Origin of the sequence: Moraxella oblonga NBRC 102422 (assembly GCF_001598275.1) — a bacterium.
Taxonomy (GTDB): domain Bacteria; phylum Pseudomonadota; class Gammaproteobacteria; order Pseudomonadales; family Moraxellaceae; genus Moraxella; species Moraxella oblonga.
In genome coordinates this window covers 17,757-35,452 of sequence record NZ_BCYQ01000010.1, presented here as the reverse complement: position 1 = coordinate 35,452, position 17,696 = coordinate 17,757, and the positions used below count along the sequence as shown (strand labels likewise).

The 17,696-nt window shown below is 41.8% G+C and carries 18 protein-coding genes and 2 tRNA genes; 8 read left to right on the top strand and 12 right to left on the bottom strand.

Annotated features, from left to right (window positions below; translation table 11 throughout):
* Positions 1 to 23 precede the first annotated feature (23 nt).
* The 8 genes from MOB01S_RS03660 to pheS all read right to left on the bottom strand — a co-directional run bounded on the left by MOB01S_RS03660 (position 24) and on the right by pheS (position 5,510).
* Positions 24 to 650, bottom strand: a complete 627-nt coding sequence (locus MOB01S_RS03660; protein WP_169798116.1) for an RDD family protein — start codon at positions 648 to 650, stop codon at positions 24 to 26.
* Between the two features lie 145 nt (positions 651 to 795).
* Positions 796 to 872 (bottom strand) — tRNA-Arg (locus tag MOB01S_RS03655).
* 92 nt (positions 873 to 964) lie between these two features.
* A tRNA-Ser gene (locus MOB01S_RS03650) sits at positions 965 to 1,054 on the bottom strand.
* A gap of 72 nt (positions 1,055 to 1,126) precedes the next feature.
* Complete coding sequence (locus MOB01S_RS03645) at positions 1,127 to 1,411, bottom strand: integration host factor subunit alpha (RefSeq protein WP_066801770.1); 285 nt, start codon at positions 1,409 to 1,411, stop codon at positions 1,127 to 1,129.
* Between the two features lie 42 nt (positions 1,412 to 1,453).
* A complete protein-coding gene (gene pheT, locus MOB01S_RS03640) occupies positions 1,454 to 3,841 on the bottom strand; it encodes a phenylalanine--tRNA ligase subunit beta (protein ID WP_066801768.1) in 2,388 nt (795 codons plus the stop codon).
* A 23-nt stretch (positions 3,842 to 3,864) separates the two neighbouring features.
* Positions 3,865 to 4,245 carry a type II toxin-antitoxin system VapC family toxin gene (locus MOB01S_RS03635; protein WP_066801766.1) on the bottom strand — a complete coding sequence of 127 codons (381 nt, stop codon included), beginning with the start codon at positions 4,243 to 4,245 and terminating at the stop codon, positions 3,865 to 3,867.
* Complete coding sequence (locus tag MOB01S_RS03630; RefSeq protein ID WP_066801764.1) at positions 4,245 to 4,493, bottom strand: hypothetical protein; 249 nt, start codon at positions 4,491 to 4,493, stop codon at positions 4,245 to 4,247. Before MOB01S_RS03630 ends, MOB01S_RS03635 begins: the two co-directional genes overlap by 1 nt.
* Before the next feature lie 18 nt (positions 4,494 to 4,511).
* Positions 4,512 to 5,510 carry a phenylalanine--tRNA ligase subunit alpha gene (pheS, locus tag MOB01S_RS03625; RefSeq protein WP_439646417.1) on the bottom strand — a complete coding sequence of 333 codons (999 nt, stop codon included), beginning with the start codon at positions 5,508 to 5,510 and terminating at the stop codon, positions 4,512 to 4,514.
* Positions 5,511 to 5,921: 411 nt separating this feature from the next.
* Here pheS and MOB01S_RS03620 point away from each other — a divergent pair, with 411 nt between their 5' ends.
* From MOB01S_RS03620 to dprA, 4 genes are all read left to right on the top strand, one after another.
* Positions 5,922 to 6,167: a hypothetical protein gene (locus MOB01S_RS03620; RefSeq protein ID WP_066801760.1), complete on the top strand. Its 246-nt coding sequence runs from the start codon at positions 5,922 to 5,924 to the stop codon at positions 6,165 to 6,167.
* Between the two features lie 93 nt (positions 6,168 to 6,260).
* Positions 6,261 to 7,673: a threonine synthase gene (gene thrC, locus MOB01S_RS03615; RefSeq protein ID WP_066801758.1), complete on the top strand. Its 1,413-nt coding sequence runs from the start codon at positions 6,261 to 6,263 to the stop codon at positions 7,671 to 7,673.
* Positions 7,674 to 8,006: 333 nt separating this feature from the next.
* Positions 8,007 to 9,080: a LysM peptidoglycan-binding domain-containing protein gene (locus MOB01S_RS03610; protein ID WP_066801756.1), complete on the top strand. Its 1,074-nt coding sequence runs from the start codon at positions 8,007 to 8,009 to the stop codon at positions 9,078 to 9,080.
* A 54-nt stretch (positions 9,081 to 9,134) separates the two neighbouring features.
* Positions 9,135 to 10,286: a DNA-processing protein DprA gene (gene dprA / locus MOB01S_RS03605; RefSeq protein ID WP_066801754.1), complete on the top strand. Its 1,152-nt coding sequence runs from the start codon at positions 9,135 to 9,137 to the stop codon at positions 10,284 to 10,286.
* A 45-nt stretch (positions 10,287 to 10,331) separates the two neighbouring features.
* On the opposite strand, the gene MOB01S_RS03600 is transcribed toward dprA, so the two are convergent.
* From MOB01S_RS03600 to MOB01S_RS03585, 4 genes are all read right to left on the bottom strand, one after another.
* Positions 10,332 to 10,514: a hypothetical protein gene (locus MOB01S_RS03600; protein WP_066801751.1), complete on the bottom strand. Its 183-nt coding sequence runs from the start codon at positions 10,512 to 10,514 to the stop codon at positions 10,332 to 10,334.
* Positions 10,515 to 10,733: 219 nt separating this feature from the next.
* Positions 10,734 to 11,477: a hypothetical protein gene (locus MOB01S_RS03595; RefSeq protein ID WP_157073884.1), complete on the bottom strand. Its 744-nt coding sequence runs from the start codon at positions 11,475 to 11,477 to the stop codon at positions 10,734 to 10,736.
* A 60-nt stretch (positions 11,478 to 11,537) separates the two neighbouring features.
* Positions 11,538 to 12,332, bottom strand: coding sequence for a 4-hydroxy-tetrahydrodipicolinate reductase (gene dapB / locus MOB01S_RS03590; RefSeq protein ID WP_066801747.1), 795 nt, complete (start codon positions 12,330 to 12,332; stop codon positions 11,538 to 11,540).
* A gap of 57 nt (positions 12,333 to 12,389) precedes the next feature.
* Entirely contained in the window at positions 12,390 to 12,890 is a 501-nt protein-coding gene (locus tag MOB01S_RS03585) for a tetratricopeptide repeat protein (RefSeq protein WP_157073882.1), read from the bottom strand.
* Between the two features lie 85 nt (positions 12,891 to 12,975).
* Between MOB01S_RS03585 and mazG the strand changes: the two genes are divergently transcribed.
* The 4 genes from mazG to pcnB all read left to right on the top strand — a co-directional run bounded on the left by mazG (position 12,976) and on the right by pcnB (position 17,695).
* Positions 12,976 to 13,800, top strand: coding sequence for a nucleoside triphosphate pyrophosphohydrolase (gene mazG / locus MOB01S_RS03580; RefSeq protein WP_066801743.1), 825 nt, complete (start codon positions 12,976 to 12,978; stop codon positions 13,798 to 13,800).
* Positions 13,801 to 14,135: 335 nt separating this feature from the next.
* Positions 14,136 to 15,473 (top strand): hypothetical protein, encoded by a 1,338-nt coding sequence (locus MOB01S_RS03575; RefSeq protein ID WP_157073881.1) that lies wholly within the window; start codon positions 14,136 to 14,138, stop codon positions 15,471 to 15,473.
* Between the two features lie 8 nt (positions 15,474 to 15,481).
* On the top strand, positions 15,482 to 15,817 hold the full coding sequence (locus MOB01S_RS03570) for a ComEA family DNA-binding protein (protein ID WP_245639991.1): 336 nt from the start codon (positions 15,482 to 15,484) through the stop codon (positions 15,815 to 15,817).
* Positions 15,818 to 15,889: 72 nt separating this feature from the next.
* Complete coding sequence (pcnB, locus tag MOB01S_RS03565; RefSeq protein ID WP_066801737.1) at positions 15,890 to 17,695, top strand: polynucleotide adenylyltransferase PcnB; 1,806 nt, start codon at positions 15,890 to 15,892, stop codon at positions 17,693 to 17,695.
* The last annotated feature ends 1 nt before the right edge of the window (position 17,696 follow it).

Sequence of the window (17,696 nt, the reverse complement as noted above, 5' to 3'; positions counted from 1 at the left end):
AATGGGCTTTTATTTATTTTGAGTTATTTGCGTTTAAATCGTTCAAAAATACTTGCGTGTTGATGTTTGGGAATTTTGAGTGTCATGGTATTTGACATGATGTCATGGGCGGATAAGCCTTGACGGTTCAATATACAAAACAGATAATTACACAAAAACCCCAAAAATGCACTCATCAAAATAGACAAACGTGAACCATGTAGCACCCCACCAACAGTCGCACATAGTAGCGGAAGTAGGCACGCACTAAAAATCCTACGAAAACTTTGCCCCCACGTCAAAAGCTGACCACCACTCGTTACTGTCTGCAATCGCCACGTCTGCATACCAAGTGTCTGCCCTGATTTTCGCCAAAACAACCCATAAAAACCCACAAGCGTCAGCACAAAAGCAGGTGTCATCACACCGTTTTGATACCACAAAGGCAATCTTTTTGCTTGTTGGGCGGTCTCACCCACGTCCATGAGCAAAATTGTCCCCACCACCGACAAAATCGTCCCCACCAAAAACAAACTTGCCAAAATCAGCATGCCATCATACACAACTGCCATAAGACGCACCACAGGCTTGGCAATGACAAGCGTCTCTGAATCGTTGGTTGTGGGGTGTTGATGAGGAGGTGTGGTTGATTGGGGCGTGTTTTTTGACATGATAGTAATTGATGAAAAATTTATTTATTGTAACACAAATAAACCTAAAAAATGGCAAAAAACCCAAATTTATCACACGGACGTGTCTGGTCGGAGTTTTGAAAATAAAAAACCCAAAACTTATTAAGTTTTGGGTTTTATTATATGGCGCACCCGGAGAGATTCGAACTCCCGACCCCTTAGTTCGTAGCCAAGTGCTCTATCCAACTGAGCTACGGGTGCAAAACAACTAATGTTGTGGTGGGCTATTATACAGGATTTTATCAGTATGTCAAGCCTTTTTCACATTATTTTATCATTAAGATAAAAATAAATGGCGGTGAAAGAGGGATTCGAACCCTCGATACAGTCTCCCGTATACACCCTTAGCAGGGGTGCGGTTTCAGCCACTCACCCATTTCACCGTGCTAAATATGGCGGATATTATAGCACGATTTTGCCACAATGCAAGTCTTTTTTGTAGTTTTTTACAAATTTTAGGGTTTGATTTCACTCCTAAGCTTTTGTCCCGCCTTGAAGGTAACGACTCGGCGAGCATTGACAGGGACGACTTCGCCTGTTTTAGGGTTGCGACCGGGGCGGGATTTTTTGTTTTTAAGTTCAAAATTGCCAAAACCTGATAATTTAACTTCGGTGCCAGAGGCGAGCGTTTGGCTCATTTCATCAAAAAATTTGTCCACCAACAGGCGTGCGTCTTGGCGACTCATACGCAGACGAATGGTCAGGTGATTGACCATATCTGCTTTGGTAAGTGTTGTCATGTTGTCTCCTAGTTTTGTTTTTTAGTGTTGGCTGGAACAATCCTAGCTATCACGAAGTTTGGCATTAAATTCATTCATCAAAGCAATCGCCACTTTATCCATGAGTGCCTTAATCTCATCATCAGACAAAGTAGCCGAGCGGTTTTCAAGCGTCATGGTAAAGGCAAACGATTTTTTGCCCTCTGGCAGTTTATCACCTGTATAGACATCAAAGAGCGTTACATCTGTCAGATACTCGCCTGCACACGCACGCACGGTATCAGCAACTTCTTGCCATGTCAAAGATTCATCCACAAAGAACGCCAAATCACGGCGAACACTTGGGAATTTACTTGGCAGTTTAACCGCTGACATGGTGCGGTGCAAGTTGATGAGTTTATCAAGCTCAAATTGAGCCACCCACACAATCGGCAAATCAAGCACGCTTGCAATACTGGGGTGAAGCTGTCCAAAGTAACCCACTTTTTCACCATTTACCACCAAATAGGCACTTTGCCCTGAATGCAAAAACGCCAAATCCGCACGCTCATAGCTTGGCACGATATGAGCAGGCAAAAGACTCTCAATGTCGGCTTTTAGGTCATAAAAATCCACATCACGCACGCCATGAATGCTGTTAGTTGCTCGTCCTGTGGCAATAATAGCAAGGCTTGGGGTTTGAGCAAGGCTTGCCACATCTTTACCCACAAACGACAAACCCACTTCAAACAGCCGCACATCTGCCTGCTGACGGTTTAGGTTGTGACCAACAATGGGTAGTAGGCTTGATAACAAGGTACGTCTCATCACCGCAAGCTCTGATGAGATGGGATTGGCAAGAGGTAATATCTCGCCCAGTTTGTCATCGTGAAGCAGTTTTTCTAATTTTTCATCACAAAAACTAAAACTCACCGCCTCAAAATAGCCTTGTTTGGCGAGGGTCAGTTTGAGCATATGTGTCAAATCCGCCGTATCATCATAGCTCATATCTACCGCAAATTCGGGCAGGCGTGGGGCGATATTGGCATAGCCATGTACACGAGCAATCTCTTCAATGATGTCTTCGCTGATATTAAGGTCAAAACGGTGACTTGGGGGCTGGCAGGTAAATGCCGTGCCGTCAAAGGTGGTATAGATTTCTAGGCGGTCTAATAGCTCCATAATCTCATCGCTTGGCAGGCTAATGCCAAGCAGTTTTTCTACTTTGGCAAATGGCACACTGATGGTGTTGCGTTTTGGTAAATCTGCCACACTCTTCGCTAGGGTAATTTGTCCCACTTGTCCGCCAGCAATACTTGCAATCAATGTTGTGGCACGGTCTAGGGCGATTTTGGGTAATTCAAAATCTACCCCTCGTTCAAATCTGGCACTGGCATCCGTGTGCAAGCCAAAGCGTCTGGCTCGTCCTGCGATGGCAAGCTGATTAAAATGAGCAGATTCTAGCACGATGTTTACCGTCTCATCAGTAACCGCCGAGCGAGCCCCGCCCATAATCCCCGCCAGAGCAAGCACGCCCACGTCATCGGCAATGACAAGCTCGTCACCGCTTAGGGTAATGGTTTGTTCGTTTAGGAGTTCCACCGTCTCGCCTGCATGGGCAAGACGCACCGTGATACCGCCGACAATTTTGTCAGCATCAAAGGCATGTAGCGGTTGACCCAGTTCTAATAAGATAAAATTGGTAACATCTACCAAAAAATTATGGGTGCGAAGTCCGCTTGCGACAAGGTTATCTTTTAGCCATTTTGGGGTCTTGATGGTGCGGTCAATGTCTCCGATGTACTGAGCCAGATAGCGTGGGCAGGCGGTGGGGTTTTCTACTTTGACCGCTACCGCTTTATCCAGCGTGGGGGCGGTGGTGGTGATTTCTGGGCGGTTTAGGGATAAGCCATTAATCACGCCAATCTCACGAGCCAAACCCAATACGCTCAAACAATCGCCACGATTGGGGGTAATTGCCACATCAAAAATCTGACCGTCCAATCCCAAATATTCACGCACATTCACGCCAATCGGTGCATCATCATCAAGCTCCAACAGTCCATCAATCTCATCAATGAGTCCAAGCTCGGACGCACCGCACAGCATGCCTTGACTCTCTACACCACGCAGTTTGCCTTTTTTGATTTTAAATTCTTTACCATCAATGGGGGGTAATACCGCCCCAACAGTCGCTACTGCTACTTTTAATCCTACTCGCACATTGGTTGCTCCACAGACGATTTGTAAAGGAGCATCTGCACCAACATTGACAGTAGTCACGGAGAGTTTATCGGCATCGGGGTGTTTATCACAAGTGATGACTTGACCGACCACCACGCCACTAAAATCGGGAGCAATGGGAATAATATCATCTAATTCTAACCCAAGCATGGTGAGTTGCTCGCCAAGCTCGGCAGAGGTGTTGGCAGGATTGACCCATTGTCTAAGCCAGTTTTCGCTGATTTTCATAAGTTTCTCAAAATTAACTGTTTTTAAAAAATTTTTACATGCGGATATTGTAAAATATAATGGTCTTCGGTAATCAATGTAAGATTTTCACTAATTGCTTGGGCGATTAACATTCTATCAAAAGGGTCTTTATGATGTAGGGGTAAATTTTTGATTGGATAACAATGTTTTGATAAAACAGGCAATTGTAAATATTGATTTTCAATCAATTGTTGATACAACAATTCAACATCGATATTAAAATCTTTTTTACCTAACGCATTTTTAATGGCAATTTCCCACAAATTGACCGCACTAAAATAAATGCGAGCATTTTTCTGCAACAGCAATGTTTTAATGCGTTCATCAAGTTTATGAGGCTCTCTGGCAAGCCATACAATAATGTGTGTATCTAATAAATACATTATTCTACACCAAAAAGCTTCGCTACTTCATCATCATATTTGTTGATGTCATCAGGAAAAGCACCTTGCCCCTGCATAAAACCAAATCGTCTTTCACCTTTTTTATTTAAATCATAGGTTTCAGATTGGTTAAATGCCAAATCATCAGGCAAAAGCGTAACAATCAAACGAGCATTTTGCACTTGCGGTGGTGCATCTAGCCATTTTAATTGACCTTGCTCGATGACTGCTTGATAACTTTGTAGCATGACTGCCCTCCCTAATCATTAAGCAAACTGCCCCAAAAATCTCACATCATTTTGGAAAAATACTCGCAAATCATCAATGCCATAATACAGCATGGCAAAGCGTTCAATCCCAAGCCCAAAGGCAAAGCCTGTGTATTCGTCAGGGTCAATGCCACAGTTGCGTAGCACTTGGGGGTGAACCATGCCACAGCCTAACACTTCTAGCCATTTACCATTGTCAGACAAAATATCCACCTCCGCAGACGGCTCGGTAAAAGGGAAAAAACTGGGGCGAAAACGCACGGTCATCTCTTTACCAAAAAAGGCATTCAAAAACTCATGAATCACACCTTTGAGTTCGGCAAAATTTGATGATTTGCTAATCATCAAGCCTTCCATTTGATGAAACATGGGCGAGTGCGTCTGATCGCTATCACAGCGATAGACACGACCCGGGCAGATGATACGAAGTGGTGGCTCTGATTTTTCCATCGTGCGAATCTGCACGCCAGAGGTGTGTGTACGCAGTAGATAATGAGCATCAAAATAAAAAGTGTCATGCATGGCACGGGCGGGGTGATGGCTTGGGATATTGAGTGCCTCAAAGTTATAATAATCACTCTCCACCTCAGGACCTGTCGCCACGCTAAACCCTGCTTGTACAAAAAACTGTTTCATACGCTGTGTGGTGTGCGTGATGGGGTGTAGTCCGCCTGTGGGACGGTGGCGTGGGGGGAGCGTGATGTCAATTTGTTCGGCAAGCAGTTTGGCGTTTAGAGCTTGTTTTGCCAAAATGTCGCCACGCTCATCAAGGGCGGTAGCAATGCGAGTGCGTAACTCATGCAGGTACGCCCCATAGGTTTTTTTGCCCTCACCATCAAGTTTGCCCATTTGTTTGGACAAGGCGGTGGTGGGCGATTTTTTGCCTTGCAGGTTACTGCGTAGTTGGGCAAGGGTATTTTGGTCATTGGCTTGATTTATCAGCACAATCACCGCATCACCAAATTGGGCAAAATCCTCTGCTGTCAAGGCAGTCAAGTCATCGGATAAGGTTGGTAAAATGAGTTCACTCACAGTATGGCTCTTTTGCTTATCAAAATTGTACTATTTTAAAGAATAATCAAGGTTTTAGCAACGTTTAAGTAAACAAAATCCCCAAACCGCCCAAATTTTAGCCATTTTTACAAAAAATCACCGCCCTAGCACGCTTTTTCTTGACTTTTGGGGGCAAACTTGACAATATAGGCAAAACTCACAACAAGCCAAAAGATATCTGATGTCAGTACACAACACATCATTTGTGGTAAATTTTAACAACACCTTTAATCCACACCATCTTAATCAATCCAAACAAAAGATTGGTTGTTTGATATTTGCTACTTAATAATGATGTAGTAACGGGAAGTTTATTATGCACTATTACAAAAAGTTCAATCAAGGAGTGAAATAATGAATTTGGTTGCAACCACAACGATTGAACAGGCAATACAGCATATACAAGCGTTACCTGTTCAAAAACAACAATCTATTTTTGATTATATTGATTTGGTAATGCTTGATTACCAAATTAAAAATCAAGAAAGTCAAGTTAATAATAGTAGTAAACGCCAATTTGGATTATATCAAGGTAAAGGAAGTTTTAAATTGTCTGATGATTGGCAAATGAGCGAAGAAGAATTATTCTTAATTCATTAAATTTCAATAACCGTAAGGTGTGTATTACGCACCAAATAAATTCACTGGTGCATTATATGCACCTGACGAGTTAATTTTTTAAAGGTAACAATTATGCAATATATCAGCACTCGTGGTAACACGCCAAAAATGCCATTTAGCGAAGTTCTTTTGATGGGGCTTGCACCTGATGGCGGTTTAATGCTTCCAGAAAGCTATCCACAAATTGATAAAGCGACTTTGGATAAGTGGCGTGGCTTAAATTATCCTGATTTGGCATTTGAAGTGATGTCTTTATTTGCTACCGACATTGATAAAGATGATTTAAAAGCGTTAATTGATAAAACCTATACCAAAGCGGTATTTAATAGTGATGACATTACGCCTGTGCGTTCGCTAAAAGATGGGATAAAAATCTTAGAGTTGTCTAATGGACCTACCCTTGCTTTTAAAGATATGGCAATGCAATTTTTGGGTAATGCTTTTGAATATGTGCTGGCTAAAAAAGGACAAAGACTGACCATCATTGGAGCAACTTCTGGCGATACAGGCTCTGCTGCCGAATATGCCTTGCGTGGTAAAAAAAATATTGAAGTCTTTATGATGTCGCCACACGGTAAAATGAGTGAATTTCAACGGGCTCAAATGTATAGTTTAATGGACGATAATATTCACAATATCGCCATTGAAGGAATGTTTGATGACTGTCAAGATATTGTCAAGGCTCTGCAACAAGATAAAGCATTTAAAGAAAAATACAGTTTGGGTACGGTCAATTCTATTAACTGGGGTCGTATTCTTGCCCAAATCGTTTATTATATTAAAGGCTATTTTAATGCCACCGATAATAATAACCAAAAAGTGAGCTTTTGTGTGCCGTCTGGTAATTTTGGTAATGTTTGTGCAGGTCATATTGCCAAAGAAATGGGATTACCGATTGAGCGATTGATTGTCGCTACCAATGAAAATGATGTCTTAGATGAATTTTTTAAAACAGGTAAATACATTCCAAGAAAGGCAAGCCAGACTTATGTAACATCAAGCCCATCAATGGATATTTCAAAGGCTTCTAATTTTGAACGCTTTATTTATTTATTGGTTGGTAAAGATAGCCAAAAATTAAATGAATTATGGAATGATGTGAATAGCGGTCAGGGCTTTGATTTATCTCATCTTTTAAATGATGCTCAAAATAAATACGGCTTTGTGTCTGGTAAATCTACCCACGCTGATAGAATTGCCACCATTAAAGCGGTTTATGAAAGTGATAATGACCTAATTGACCCTCATACTGCTGACGGTATCAAAGTCGCACGAGAGGTTAGATTGCCGAGTGAAACCATCGTGGTTACCGAGACCGCCCTACCTGTCAAATTTAGCGATACGATTGTTGAGGCAGTCGGACAAATTGAGATAAAAAGACCAGAGCATACCAAAGACATTGAGGGCTTGCCACAAAGAGTGGTGGTGCTTGATAATAAAGCCGAGCTTGTGAAAGAATTAATTGAACAAAAAGTTAAGTTATAATTAAAAAGCCAAATTATAATTAAAAAAAGCCATTTTCTTAAAAAAAGAGAATGGCTTTTTGACAATATGGTTTCATTAAAATTAATAAATGTTATTTTAATTAAATACCAACAAATGATTAATGATTTGTCATTGATTTTGTTTGTAAAAAGCATCATAAAATCCAACCAATATTCTTGATAACTCTCTAAAAATTTAGACTTTTATCGGAATATTTTTACCACAAACCCCTTTTGGGGCTTAAAATTTGCCCAGTTTTGTGGTATGCTAAGCATAGTTTTCTTATGCATAGACAAACAGCCCCAAACGGCTTATTGATGAAGGAAAAATATGATGAAACACACTTTAAAAGCGATTGTTGCTGGGCTTGTTTTGGCAGGTTCAACCGCTACTTTTGCGGGCAACCCCCCACCCACCATTAAAGCAGATGCTCCTAACCGCTATATCGTCAAAAAAGGCGACACACTTTGGGGTATTTCTGGTAAATACCTAAACGCTCCCCACAGATGGCGTGAGATTTGGGCGGTAAACAAACAACTTAAAAACCCTCATTTGATTTATCCAAATGATGTATTAATCATGTGTATCATCAAAGGCAAAACTTTGGTGGGCGTGGACACAGGCGAAGGTTGTGCAGGCATTGAAAGAAACATGGAGGCAACCTCCGCCCCCATCAAAGTCAATCCAACACGTGGTAGCATTGACCCAATACCGCTATCAACCATTCGTCATTGGCTTGACCGTGCCATCATTGTCAATCCTGCTGACTTTGAGGGCACACCCTATGTAATCGCCTCTAAAAAAGGCAACTTACTTACCGCCACAGGTGACAAGATTTATGTCAAAGGTACTGGTCTTAACCTGGGTCAAACCTATGGTATTTATCACAAATCCAACCCTTATGTAGACACCAGAACCAATCAAGTGGTTGGGCTAGAAGCCATTCAAGTGGCTCGTGGTATCGTTACTGACATCGCAGCCAATGGCGTTACTAGCATACAACTAACCCAAGTATTTGATACCGTTGTCCATGAAGGCGACCGAGTGTTTGTTGAGTTTGATGCCCAAACACCAGAAACTTTCTATCCCGCTCCTGCCGAAATCACTCGTGGCGGTACAGTTGCTCGTGTCATGGGCGACATGAACACAACAGGCAGAAATGGTGTTATCGCCATCAATATTGGTGCCAAACAAGGTGCTAGAACAGGTCATGTGTTAGATGTTTATCAAAAAGGTGCATTAATCCTTGACCACAAAAACAATAACACGCCCATTCGTTTGCCCAATGAAAAATCAGGTCAAGTCCTTGTCTTTAAAGTATTTGACAACATCAGCTATGCCTATGTCCTATCTTCTGATATGCCCATCAGCGAAGGCGACCAACTGCTTGCACCGCCCTATCTTTAATCCTTATAGCAAAATTGCCAGTACGATGTATTGGCAATTTTTTCCATTACTTTTATGAAAATTTACGAGCATTTAGACAAAAAATCTGCCACCCTCGCTTTGTGGTATGTGGTCAACACCTCATTGACCGCATTTTATAAACTCATCACTCATTATGGTGATGTCAAATCTGCCCTATGTCAGCACGATGACTGGCAAACACTCAATATTCACAAAGCCCACATTGCTCGTTCACTAGATGGTGATGATGTGCTGGCATTTGTGGCAAAAGTAGAAAATGACCGTCAGCGTGGCATCTACGATACCTTGTTTGTGGATGATGAATCATACCCACACCAACTGCTTGAACTTTACGACCCACCACCTGTGCTTTTTTATCAAGGCAATGTCAAACGCCTAAGCGACTCCCAAATCGCCATCGTAGGTAGCCGAAATCCCACCGCACACGCCCAAAAAATCACCTTTGACATGGCTCAATACCTTGCCTACCAAGGCTTTACTGTTACTAGTGGTTTGGCAATTGGGGTTGATAAATCTGCCCACATGGGGGCTTTGACCGCCCCAGAGACAGGACGCACCGTGGGTGTCATGGGGACAGGCATTGATGTGTGCTACCCCAAAAACCACCACGCACTCTACGCCCAAATCATCGCTGATGGCGGTGTACTGGTAAGCGAACTACTGCCCGCCACGCCTGCCACACAGCACAACTTCCCAAGACGCAATCGGCTTGTTGCTGGTTTATCGCTCGCCACCGTTGTTACCGAAGCCACTCTACAAAGTGGCTCACTCATTACTGCCAGACTTACTGCTGAGCAGGGCAAGCAGGTTTTTGCTGTCCCAAGTAGCATTGATAATGCCAATGCCGAAGGTTGCCACCACCTCATACGAGAAGGAGCAACGCTCATCTACCATCCCAGTCAAATCATAGAAGATTTGCAAACCATCATGTCTGATGACGTGGTAAAAATCACACCACCAACGCCCAATTTACCCGCCAGTCAGCCCAAAACCATATCAACCCAAAACCAAATACCAACACACCTACAAACCATCTTTGATGCCCTAACCAACACCCCTACCGATTTGGATTCTTTGATGTTGGTGGCTCAAACAGACATAGGCAACCTCTTGGCAGGCTTGTTGGAATTAGAAATGCTTGGCGTGATTCATGTGATTGGCGGTCGTTATGCTCGCTCGCCCTAAAATAAAAAAAGCACCCAAACTGGATGCTTCTCTTAATAGCATGGCTTAGATGCCTGCAGCTGCTTTAAAAGCATTTTCGTCAAAGTCGTCACCGTGAGTTACAACAACAGTGCCTTTATCAAGGTTTACGTTAACGAATTTAACGCCTGCAACACCTTCGGTCTTGGCAACAAGGGCGTCAGCAGCAGCTTGGTCAGCAACGGTTACGTTGAATTGAGATTGTGGCATGGAAAGTCTCCGATACATATCGCCCACACTACATCAGATGTAGCGAAAAACCACAGACTTAGGTATGTGGTTGGGCAAGTTAAAGTTAAATGATAAAAACGTGTATATTAAACCACATTTGGTGAAACGTTACAAGTGTTTTTGGATAAAAAAACAGAAAATACTTATCAATAAGCGTTATTTTACAATATATTACAATATATGGATACTTTATCCGTTTTAATCCACCCTTATCCAAATTGGCATGGTTTGAGTGTACTGACGTGTACCATAACTACCAGTTGTGGCATTGTCAGTGCGTAGTTCACCAATTTTTACCCATTGTCCACGAGAGACCATGATGTCGCTGGATAAGTTTTGGGTTTGTAAATCACCTGTGCGAGTAGATTGGCTGACATTAATGCGGATTTGACCGTTTGGCATGATGGTTGCTTTGGCAGAAAAACCATCATTCAACGCCACCCAAGTCGTCCCAAAATTTGCCCACAGTCTGCCATATCGTTGGTAAGTTTGCCAATTTGCCAACCCCATAAGCGTGCTTTGACCGATAGACACAGGCGAACCTGACAAGGTTGAGACGGTATAATTTTGGGTAGATGCACTTTGGCTTTGAGCGTTATGATATTGCCCATTAACCCAAACTTGCCGAGAAATACCTACATTGACATAACCACCTTGATTGCTTTGGGTGGTTTTATTGTCAAGTGCCAATGACACCGTTAAAGGTTGGGGAGCAACATCTATTTGATTAACCAATGCCGACACACGCATATAATCATCATAGGTTGACTTGATGATGAGTCTGTCTTGATACAGTCGTGCCACGCCCCTATCTCCAAGCTCGTCTTGGACGATGTCTAAAATGGCAGGGTCGCCATAAGTGTGTATGACATAGATTTTTTGGTCTTGGGCGTGTGTCAGTACAGACAAAGAGAGCAAAACGATAAGAAAAGATTTTTTCATAAAATTATCATCAAAAAAACATGCCACCACACTTATCATATGGTGGCATAAATAATCAAATCATTTCAAACCAAGCACGTCCTGCATATCGTACATTCCCACAGGTTGCTTGGCAAGCCAAATCCCTGCACGCACCGCCCCATTAGCAAATGTCATGCGACTTTGGGCTTTATGTGTAATCTCAATGATTTCACCATTCATGATAAACTCAACCGTATGCTCACCCACAATCTCACCACCACGTACTGCATGAATGCCAATCTGCCCCTCACCACGTTTGGCTTGACCGTGTCGCCCATAGACGGCTGATGTTTTGAGTGATTGACCACGAGCGGTCGCCACCGCATTTGCCATCATGAGTGCTGTACCAGACGGAGCATCCAGTTTGTGTTTGTGATGATGCTCCACAATCTCAACATCAGCATCAAGTCCCAAAACTTTGGCGGTGGTAGTAAGTAGGTTTAGGGATAAATTTACGCCCGTAGAATAGTTGCCCGCATAGACAATAGGAATGAGTTTACTTGCCTCATAAAGCTTGGCTTCTTGGGCTTCGCTTAACCCTGTTACTCCCATAACAAGTGGTACTTTATGATTGATACACGCTTGTAACACTTCGTCTAGGGCATCGGGTAAACTAAAATCAATAAGTACATCCACACCTGACAAATCAAGCGTGGAGAGTGCCACACCACATTTACCCATACCAACAAACTCACCAGCATCCACCCCAATCAAGCTAGATACCGAACGCACAAAAGCCCCCGAAAGATTGGTTTTGGCATTTTCAAGGGTGGATTGGACAAGCATACGTCCCATGCGACCTGACGCACCCATGATGGCGATGTTTAGTGTCATGATTTGCTCCTTTTGATAAACATCAGATGATTATACCGAAAAAATGGAGAAGGTGCATTAGTTATTGTTATTTTGTTGAGATTGGGCAAGCTGGGTTAAACCTTCACGCCCTTTGGGATTTTTGGGAAACAATTCAATCAAACGATTAAATTCAGTTTCTGTCTTATCATACTCACACAAACTTTTATAAGCATGACCTGCCCACCAGTAGGAATGCCAAAGGTTTGGGCAATACGTTTGAGTCAACTGACACACCCCAATTAATTCTTGCCAATTTTTCTCATCTTTCATCAGATTTATTAAGCCCAAATAAGCACGGCTATCATGTGGGGCAACCTTAATCAAATAATCAAAAAACCGTTTGGCTTGCACCAAATCCTTTTCTTGGATAAATGACTCTGCCAACCAATTAAGAATTTGTAATTTTTTTTCATTATCCAAAGTGGTGGCACGCTTATATTGCTCTTGGTTTTCTACAAAATAACGAATATATTCAGCATATTTCTTTTGAGTAAATAAAGTTTCAAAAATCAAATACAAATTAGCTTCATTATTCATGCCCATCTCCAAATAAATCAAATGGTCTTTTGCTATTACATCATGATATAATGAAACTTTAAAACTTTTCAAAACACAAATACACATGAATCCCAGCCACAACTTCCACGACTTACTCACACTCATGGCACGCCTACGCACCGACTGCCCATGGGACGCCAAACAGACTAACAACAGTTTGCAAAAATACGCCATTGAAGAGGTATTTGAGCTTGTAGATGCCATTGCTAATGATGATAAAAGCTTGCTTGCCACAGACGACATCAAAGGCGAGCTTGGTGATGTGTTACTGCAAGTGGTTTTTCATGCACATCTGTACTGTGAGCAAGGGCGATTTGACATGGGCGATGTGATTTATACTTTAATGGAAAAATTAATAAGACGACACCCCCACGTCTTTGACAAAGAAAATCTGCGTACGGACGAAGACGTCAAAAAACGCTGGGACGAAATCAAAGCCCTTGAAAACAAAGACCGCCCAAAACGCCTATTGTCCGAAGTCAAATCAGGCACGGCACTCATGACCGCCCAAAATTTACAAAAACAAGCAGGCAAAGTGGGTTTTGATTGGGATAATCTGGGTGGGGTATTGGATAAATTAAACGAAGAATTGGGCGAATTAAAAGCCGAATTACCCCCGAATGATTTTCAATATAAACACGATGAATTGACCACCGCCCAAAAAGCCAAAATCGCCAATGAATTGGGCGATGTGTTATTTGTCCTATCCAATCTAGCTCGTCATGTGGGCGTGGATGCTGAAATGGCATTACAAAACGCCAATGCCAAATTTAAAAGACGTTTTGCCTTTGTGGAGACATCTTTGATTGAAAGTGGCAAAAGTTTTGATGAAGTGGATTTAAAAGAAATGGATAAGTTTTGGGAAATGGCAAAGGAATTGGAGAAATAATTAGGAGACATAAAATGCCAAATAACACCATTAAACAATTTTACAATCACCTAAATAAAAACAATAATTTAGCAGTGGCATTAATATCGTTATTTTGGTTTTTAATAGGCATGTTATTGCCAAATATTTTATTATTGTTGGAAGGAAAAGATTGGGCTTTTGACATAATTTCGATGTCTGCATTTTATCCAATGGTTCTTGCTTTTCAGATGTTGTGGGAAGGATATATCTTATTAGCAATCTTGTCATTGGGATTATATATTTATCCTGTTTTGTTATTGTTAGGTCTAGTCAATCAAGATGATTGCAGTCCAATTCATGACATAAAGCACATAATGACAATTATTTTTGCATTTGTGTTGTTTGCATTCTTTATCCACGCTTTTCCAACAATGTCTGACTGGAAGTTTAAACAGTATTTTGGCAATGACATTTATCATTCGCACTACTGGATTTTTTGTGCGTTTGTTATTTTGCCTATTCATCATATTCTAAAAGTGTTTTTAATTGAAATCAACTATCGTGTATTTATTGTGTTATTTGTGTTGGGATATGGAGCAATTGGTTATTTGCAATACCAAAAATACCTAACCGCCAATGAATTAGAAAAAGAAAAATATTTTAATAAGTATATTTTATATACCAATCATCAACCATCTGGTATTCCTTATGTGCCATTGCCTGATGTTAAGGTGGATTACGATACTGTCATTGAACTTAATCAAAACCCAGCCGTAGAGCCTGATGATGTTGATATTTTACAAAATTATCAGGTGAATGGATTTCTATATCGTCATTATGACGTTTGTTTTAAGTATCATTGTCCCAACATGATAAAACAATCCTTAGCAAAACAGCCCAATTATTATCTTAACATCAATCGCACCGACACACGGATTGATTATGAATTATTGGACGAAAATAAAGCAAGTCTTTGGCGTGCCAGCAGTCATAAAATAGATACTTATGACAAATTTTATAATAAAACCCAAGAATTTCACCCCGATTATCATCACATGATAAAAGATAAATTTAAACTCTATCATCATTTACTCATCGGCCATGATGACATCGTGATACATGATGATGAATTTAACAATAAACTCACCAAAGAACAAAGACGAGCAAGCAATGCGTTAAAAGATGAACAATTAACTAATATTTTTAGTAAAAATTCACCCTTTCATAAAAGCGGTAAAAACAGCGATTGTCATTTTGAGGTGATTGGTGATAACATTCATATCAATGATGGATTTTTTAAACACAAACATCATGATTTGAGAAGTTATCATTTATGGTGTTCATCGGATTATTATGTACTGGCAATGCCCAAATTTGACCGTATTTGGGGCAATGAGCAATATTTATATATGATTGACAGAAAAACCGATACACCTTTGTTGGCATTGGAAGAATTTGCTCATATTTTTAACAAAAACATCATTGCCAACCCCAATAATGAAACCTTTGTCAATGGCAATAATAAAGAATTACTCACAACGCACCCAAATGGTTTTGAGATTAAAGCCATTTCTTTTAAATGGGTCTATTATGACGAAGCCAATAAAGCATGGCGAGCCGTTGATGATAAATCACAATTACCAAACAACCATTTTTGGTATGCAGTAGCAGTACACACCGAATTTGGCGATATTTTTTATCGCCCTTTATGATGATACTGATGATGAAATTCCATAAATCTCTTGGCATACTTATCTTTGGCATGATGATAAACCATGCCCACGCCAACCAATGCTACGCTGACCCCAAACTCGCCTATCAAGCACTCATCAGCGAACAAACCACCCAAAAAGTGCGTGGCGAGCGAGTAAACATCAACACCGCCAGCGTGGGTGAACTTGCGACACTGACAGGTGTTGGTGCAAAAACTGCTGTGGCTATCGTGAACTATCGTGAAATGTTTGGGCGGTTTGAGAGTGTAGATGATTTGACAAAAGTTAAAGGCATAGGTCAAAAAACCCTAGAAAAAAACCGACATCGGCTCACAGTATATTAGCTTTTTTGATAAAGACAAGGTACAATAAACCAATCTAAAATAATATTTAAAAAAACATTTGGAGAATCAACGGTGGCGACACGCTTACCCAAAAAACACAAATTAACACCCACACGCCATAGTGCCAAATCACTTGGACTGTCCAAATCTTCGTTACCGCATAGCATTGTGGAAGTTATCAACACCCTCACCAAAGCAGGTTTTGAGGCATACATTGTAGGGGGTGGAGTGCGAGACGGCATTTTGGGACTTGCTCCTAAGGATTTTGATGCGGTCACCAATGCACGCCCCCACGAGATTAAAGCGATTTTTGGGGGGCGGTGTCGCATTATCGGTAGACGTTTCCAACTTGCTCACGTCTATTCGGGGCGTGAGCTGATTGAGGTGGCGACATTTAGAGCCCCACCCAAAGACGACACACACACCACCGATGAAGGCATGATTACCCGTGATAACGTCTGGGGAACGATAGAGCAGGATTTTGCTCGCCGAGATTTTTCCATTAATGCGTTGTATTATCAACCCATTAAAGGCGAGGTTTTGGATTTTTGTGGGGCGGTAAATGACATTAAAAACGGCACATTACGGCTTTTGGGTGATGCCAAGACACGCATAGAAGAAGACCCTGTCCGTCTATTACGAGCGTTGCGGTTCAAAGCTAAACTTGGATTTGATTTTGACAAATCTCTTGCCAAACAATTCAACGATACCAACTGGGCTTTGTTAGAGCAAGTCTCTGCTCACCGCCTATATGACGAGAGCCAAAAGATGTTTGGCGGTGGCTACTTGTCGCCCTTGTTGCCCATTTTATTTGAGTATGGGGCAATGCAAACCCTCATGAACCACGCTCCAACTGCTCCTACCGCCCTAATGACGGCTATCGCCAAAAACACCGATGAGCGGATTAACCAAGATAAAGGGGCAAATCCTGCGTTCTTTTATGCGGTATTGTTGTGGGAAAATTATTTGCACGCGTTGGCAAAATTTAAAAAGCAAGGCTTGCACTTTTTTGACGCCCAAACCAAAGCAGTCGCAAAAGTCATGAATGACCAACGCATCAAAACCGCCATTCCCAAGTTTGCCGAAGATTTTATTGCAGGTATTTGGCTATTTCAACCCAAACTTGTCAACCCCAAACTCAAAGAAATCGCCACGCTTGCCACTCACGCCAAATTCCGTGCAGGATTTGACTTTTTGGTCATGCGTGAAAATCATGACGACTGTGCATTATCCGAACCGACAAACAGCATGGGAGCATGGTGGCAACAATACCAAGTACAAAGCCAGACAGGCAAAGCGATGATGATAGAGGAGTTTGGTGAGGGCAAGGGCGCGCCAACCACTCGCCGAAACCGCCGTGTCAGAGTGGATTTTGGGGTATTTGAACCCGAAACCACCCCAATCACAATGCCTGACCCTGACAACACACCACCCAAACCACGCCCACGCCAAACACCAATTGCAAATAACGCCATTGATGTGCCAGTGTTTGCCCCTGTTAGCCATACCGAAGCGGACTTTTTGCGATTGCTTGCTAATGATGAGCCATACATTCCTGCCCAACGTTATCGCAAACGTCAACCATCATCAACACTCTCTCTCAAAGAGCAACAAGGTACTGACAATTTGCCAGCTACGGCAGTAGACACGGACAGCACCAAATCCGATAAACCCAAAAAAGCCAAAAAGGATAAATTAGACAAAGCAAAAGGTGAAAAAGACCATAAACCAAAAAACAAAAAAGCAACGTCAAAGACACCCAAAGCCGATAAAACAAAACCCAAAAAAACCAAAACAGATAAAGTCAAAAAAAATAATAAAGCCGACAAGCCCAAAAAACGCAAAAAATCCAATGCCAAACCACGAGCAGGAGAATAGG

Coding starts and splice junctions, on each gene's coding strand:
- MOB01S_RS03660 (WP_169798116.1), bottom strand. CDS start 650: ATGTCAAAAAACACGCCCCAATCAACCACACCTCCTCATCAACACCCC.
- MOB01S_RS03645 (WP_066801770.1), bottom strand. CDS start 1,411: ATGACAACACTTACCAAAGCAGATATGGTCAATCACCTGACCATTCGT.
- pheT (WP_066801768.1), bottom strand. CDS start 3,841: ATGAAAATCAGCGAAAACTGGCTTAGACAATGGGTCAATCCTGCCAAC.
- MOB01S_RS03635 (WP_066801766.1), bottom strand. CDS start 4,245: ATGTATTTATTAGATACACACATTATTGTATGGCTTGCCAGAGAGCCT.
- MOB01S_RS03630 (WP_066801764.1), bottom strand. CDS start 4,493: ATGCTACAAAGTTATCAAGCAGTCATCGAGCAAGGTCAATTAAAATGG.
- MOB01S_RS03620 (WP_066801760.1), top strand. CDS start 5,922: ATGAATTTGGTTGCAACCACAACGATTGAACAGGCAATACAGCATATA.
- thrC (WP_066801758.1), top strand. CDS start 6,261: ATGCAATATATCAGCACTCGTGGTAACACGCCAAAAATGCCATTTAGC.
- MOB01S_RS03610 (WP_066801756.1), top strand. CDS start 8,007: ATGAAACACACTTTAAAAGCGATTGTTGCTGGGCTTGTTTTGGCAGGT.
- dprA (WP_066801754.1), top strand. CDS start 9,135: ATGAAAATTTACGAGCATTTAGACAAAAAATCTGCCACCCTCGCTTTG.
- MOB01S_RS03600 (WP_066801751.1), bottom strand. CDS start 10,514: ATGCCACAATCTCAATTCAACGTAACCGTTGCTGACCAAGCTGCTGCT.
- MOB01S_RS03595 (WP_157073884.1), bottom strand. CDS start 11,477: ATGAAAAAATCTTTTCTTATCGTTTTGCTCTCTTTGTCTGTACTGACA.
- dapB (WP_066801747.1), bottom strand. CDS start 12,332: ATGACACTAAACATCGCCATCATGGGTGCGTCAGGTCGCATGGGACGT.
- MOB01S_RS03585 (WP_157073882.1), bottom strand. CDS start 12,890: ATGAATAATGAAGCTAATTTGTATTTGATTTTTGAAACTTTATTTACT.
- mazG (WP_066801743.1), top strand. CDS start 12,976: ATGAATCCCAGCCACAACTTCCACGACTTACTCACACTCATGGCACGC.
- MOB01S_RS03575 (WP_157073881.1), top strand. CDS start 14,136: ATGACAATTATTTTTGCATTTGTGTTGTTTGCATTCTTTATCCACGCT.
- MOB01S_RS03570 (WP_245639991.1), top strand. CDS start 15,482: ATGATGAAATTCCATAAATCTCTTGGCATACTTATCTTTGGCATGATG.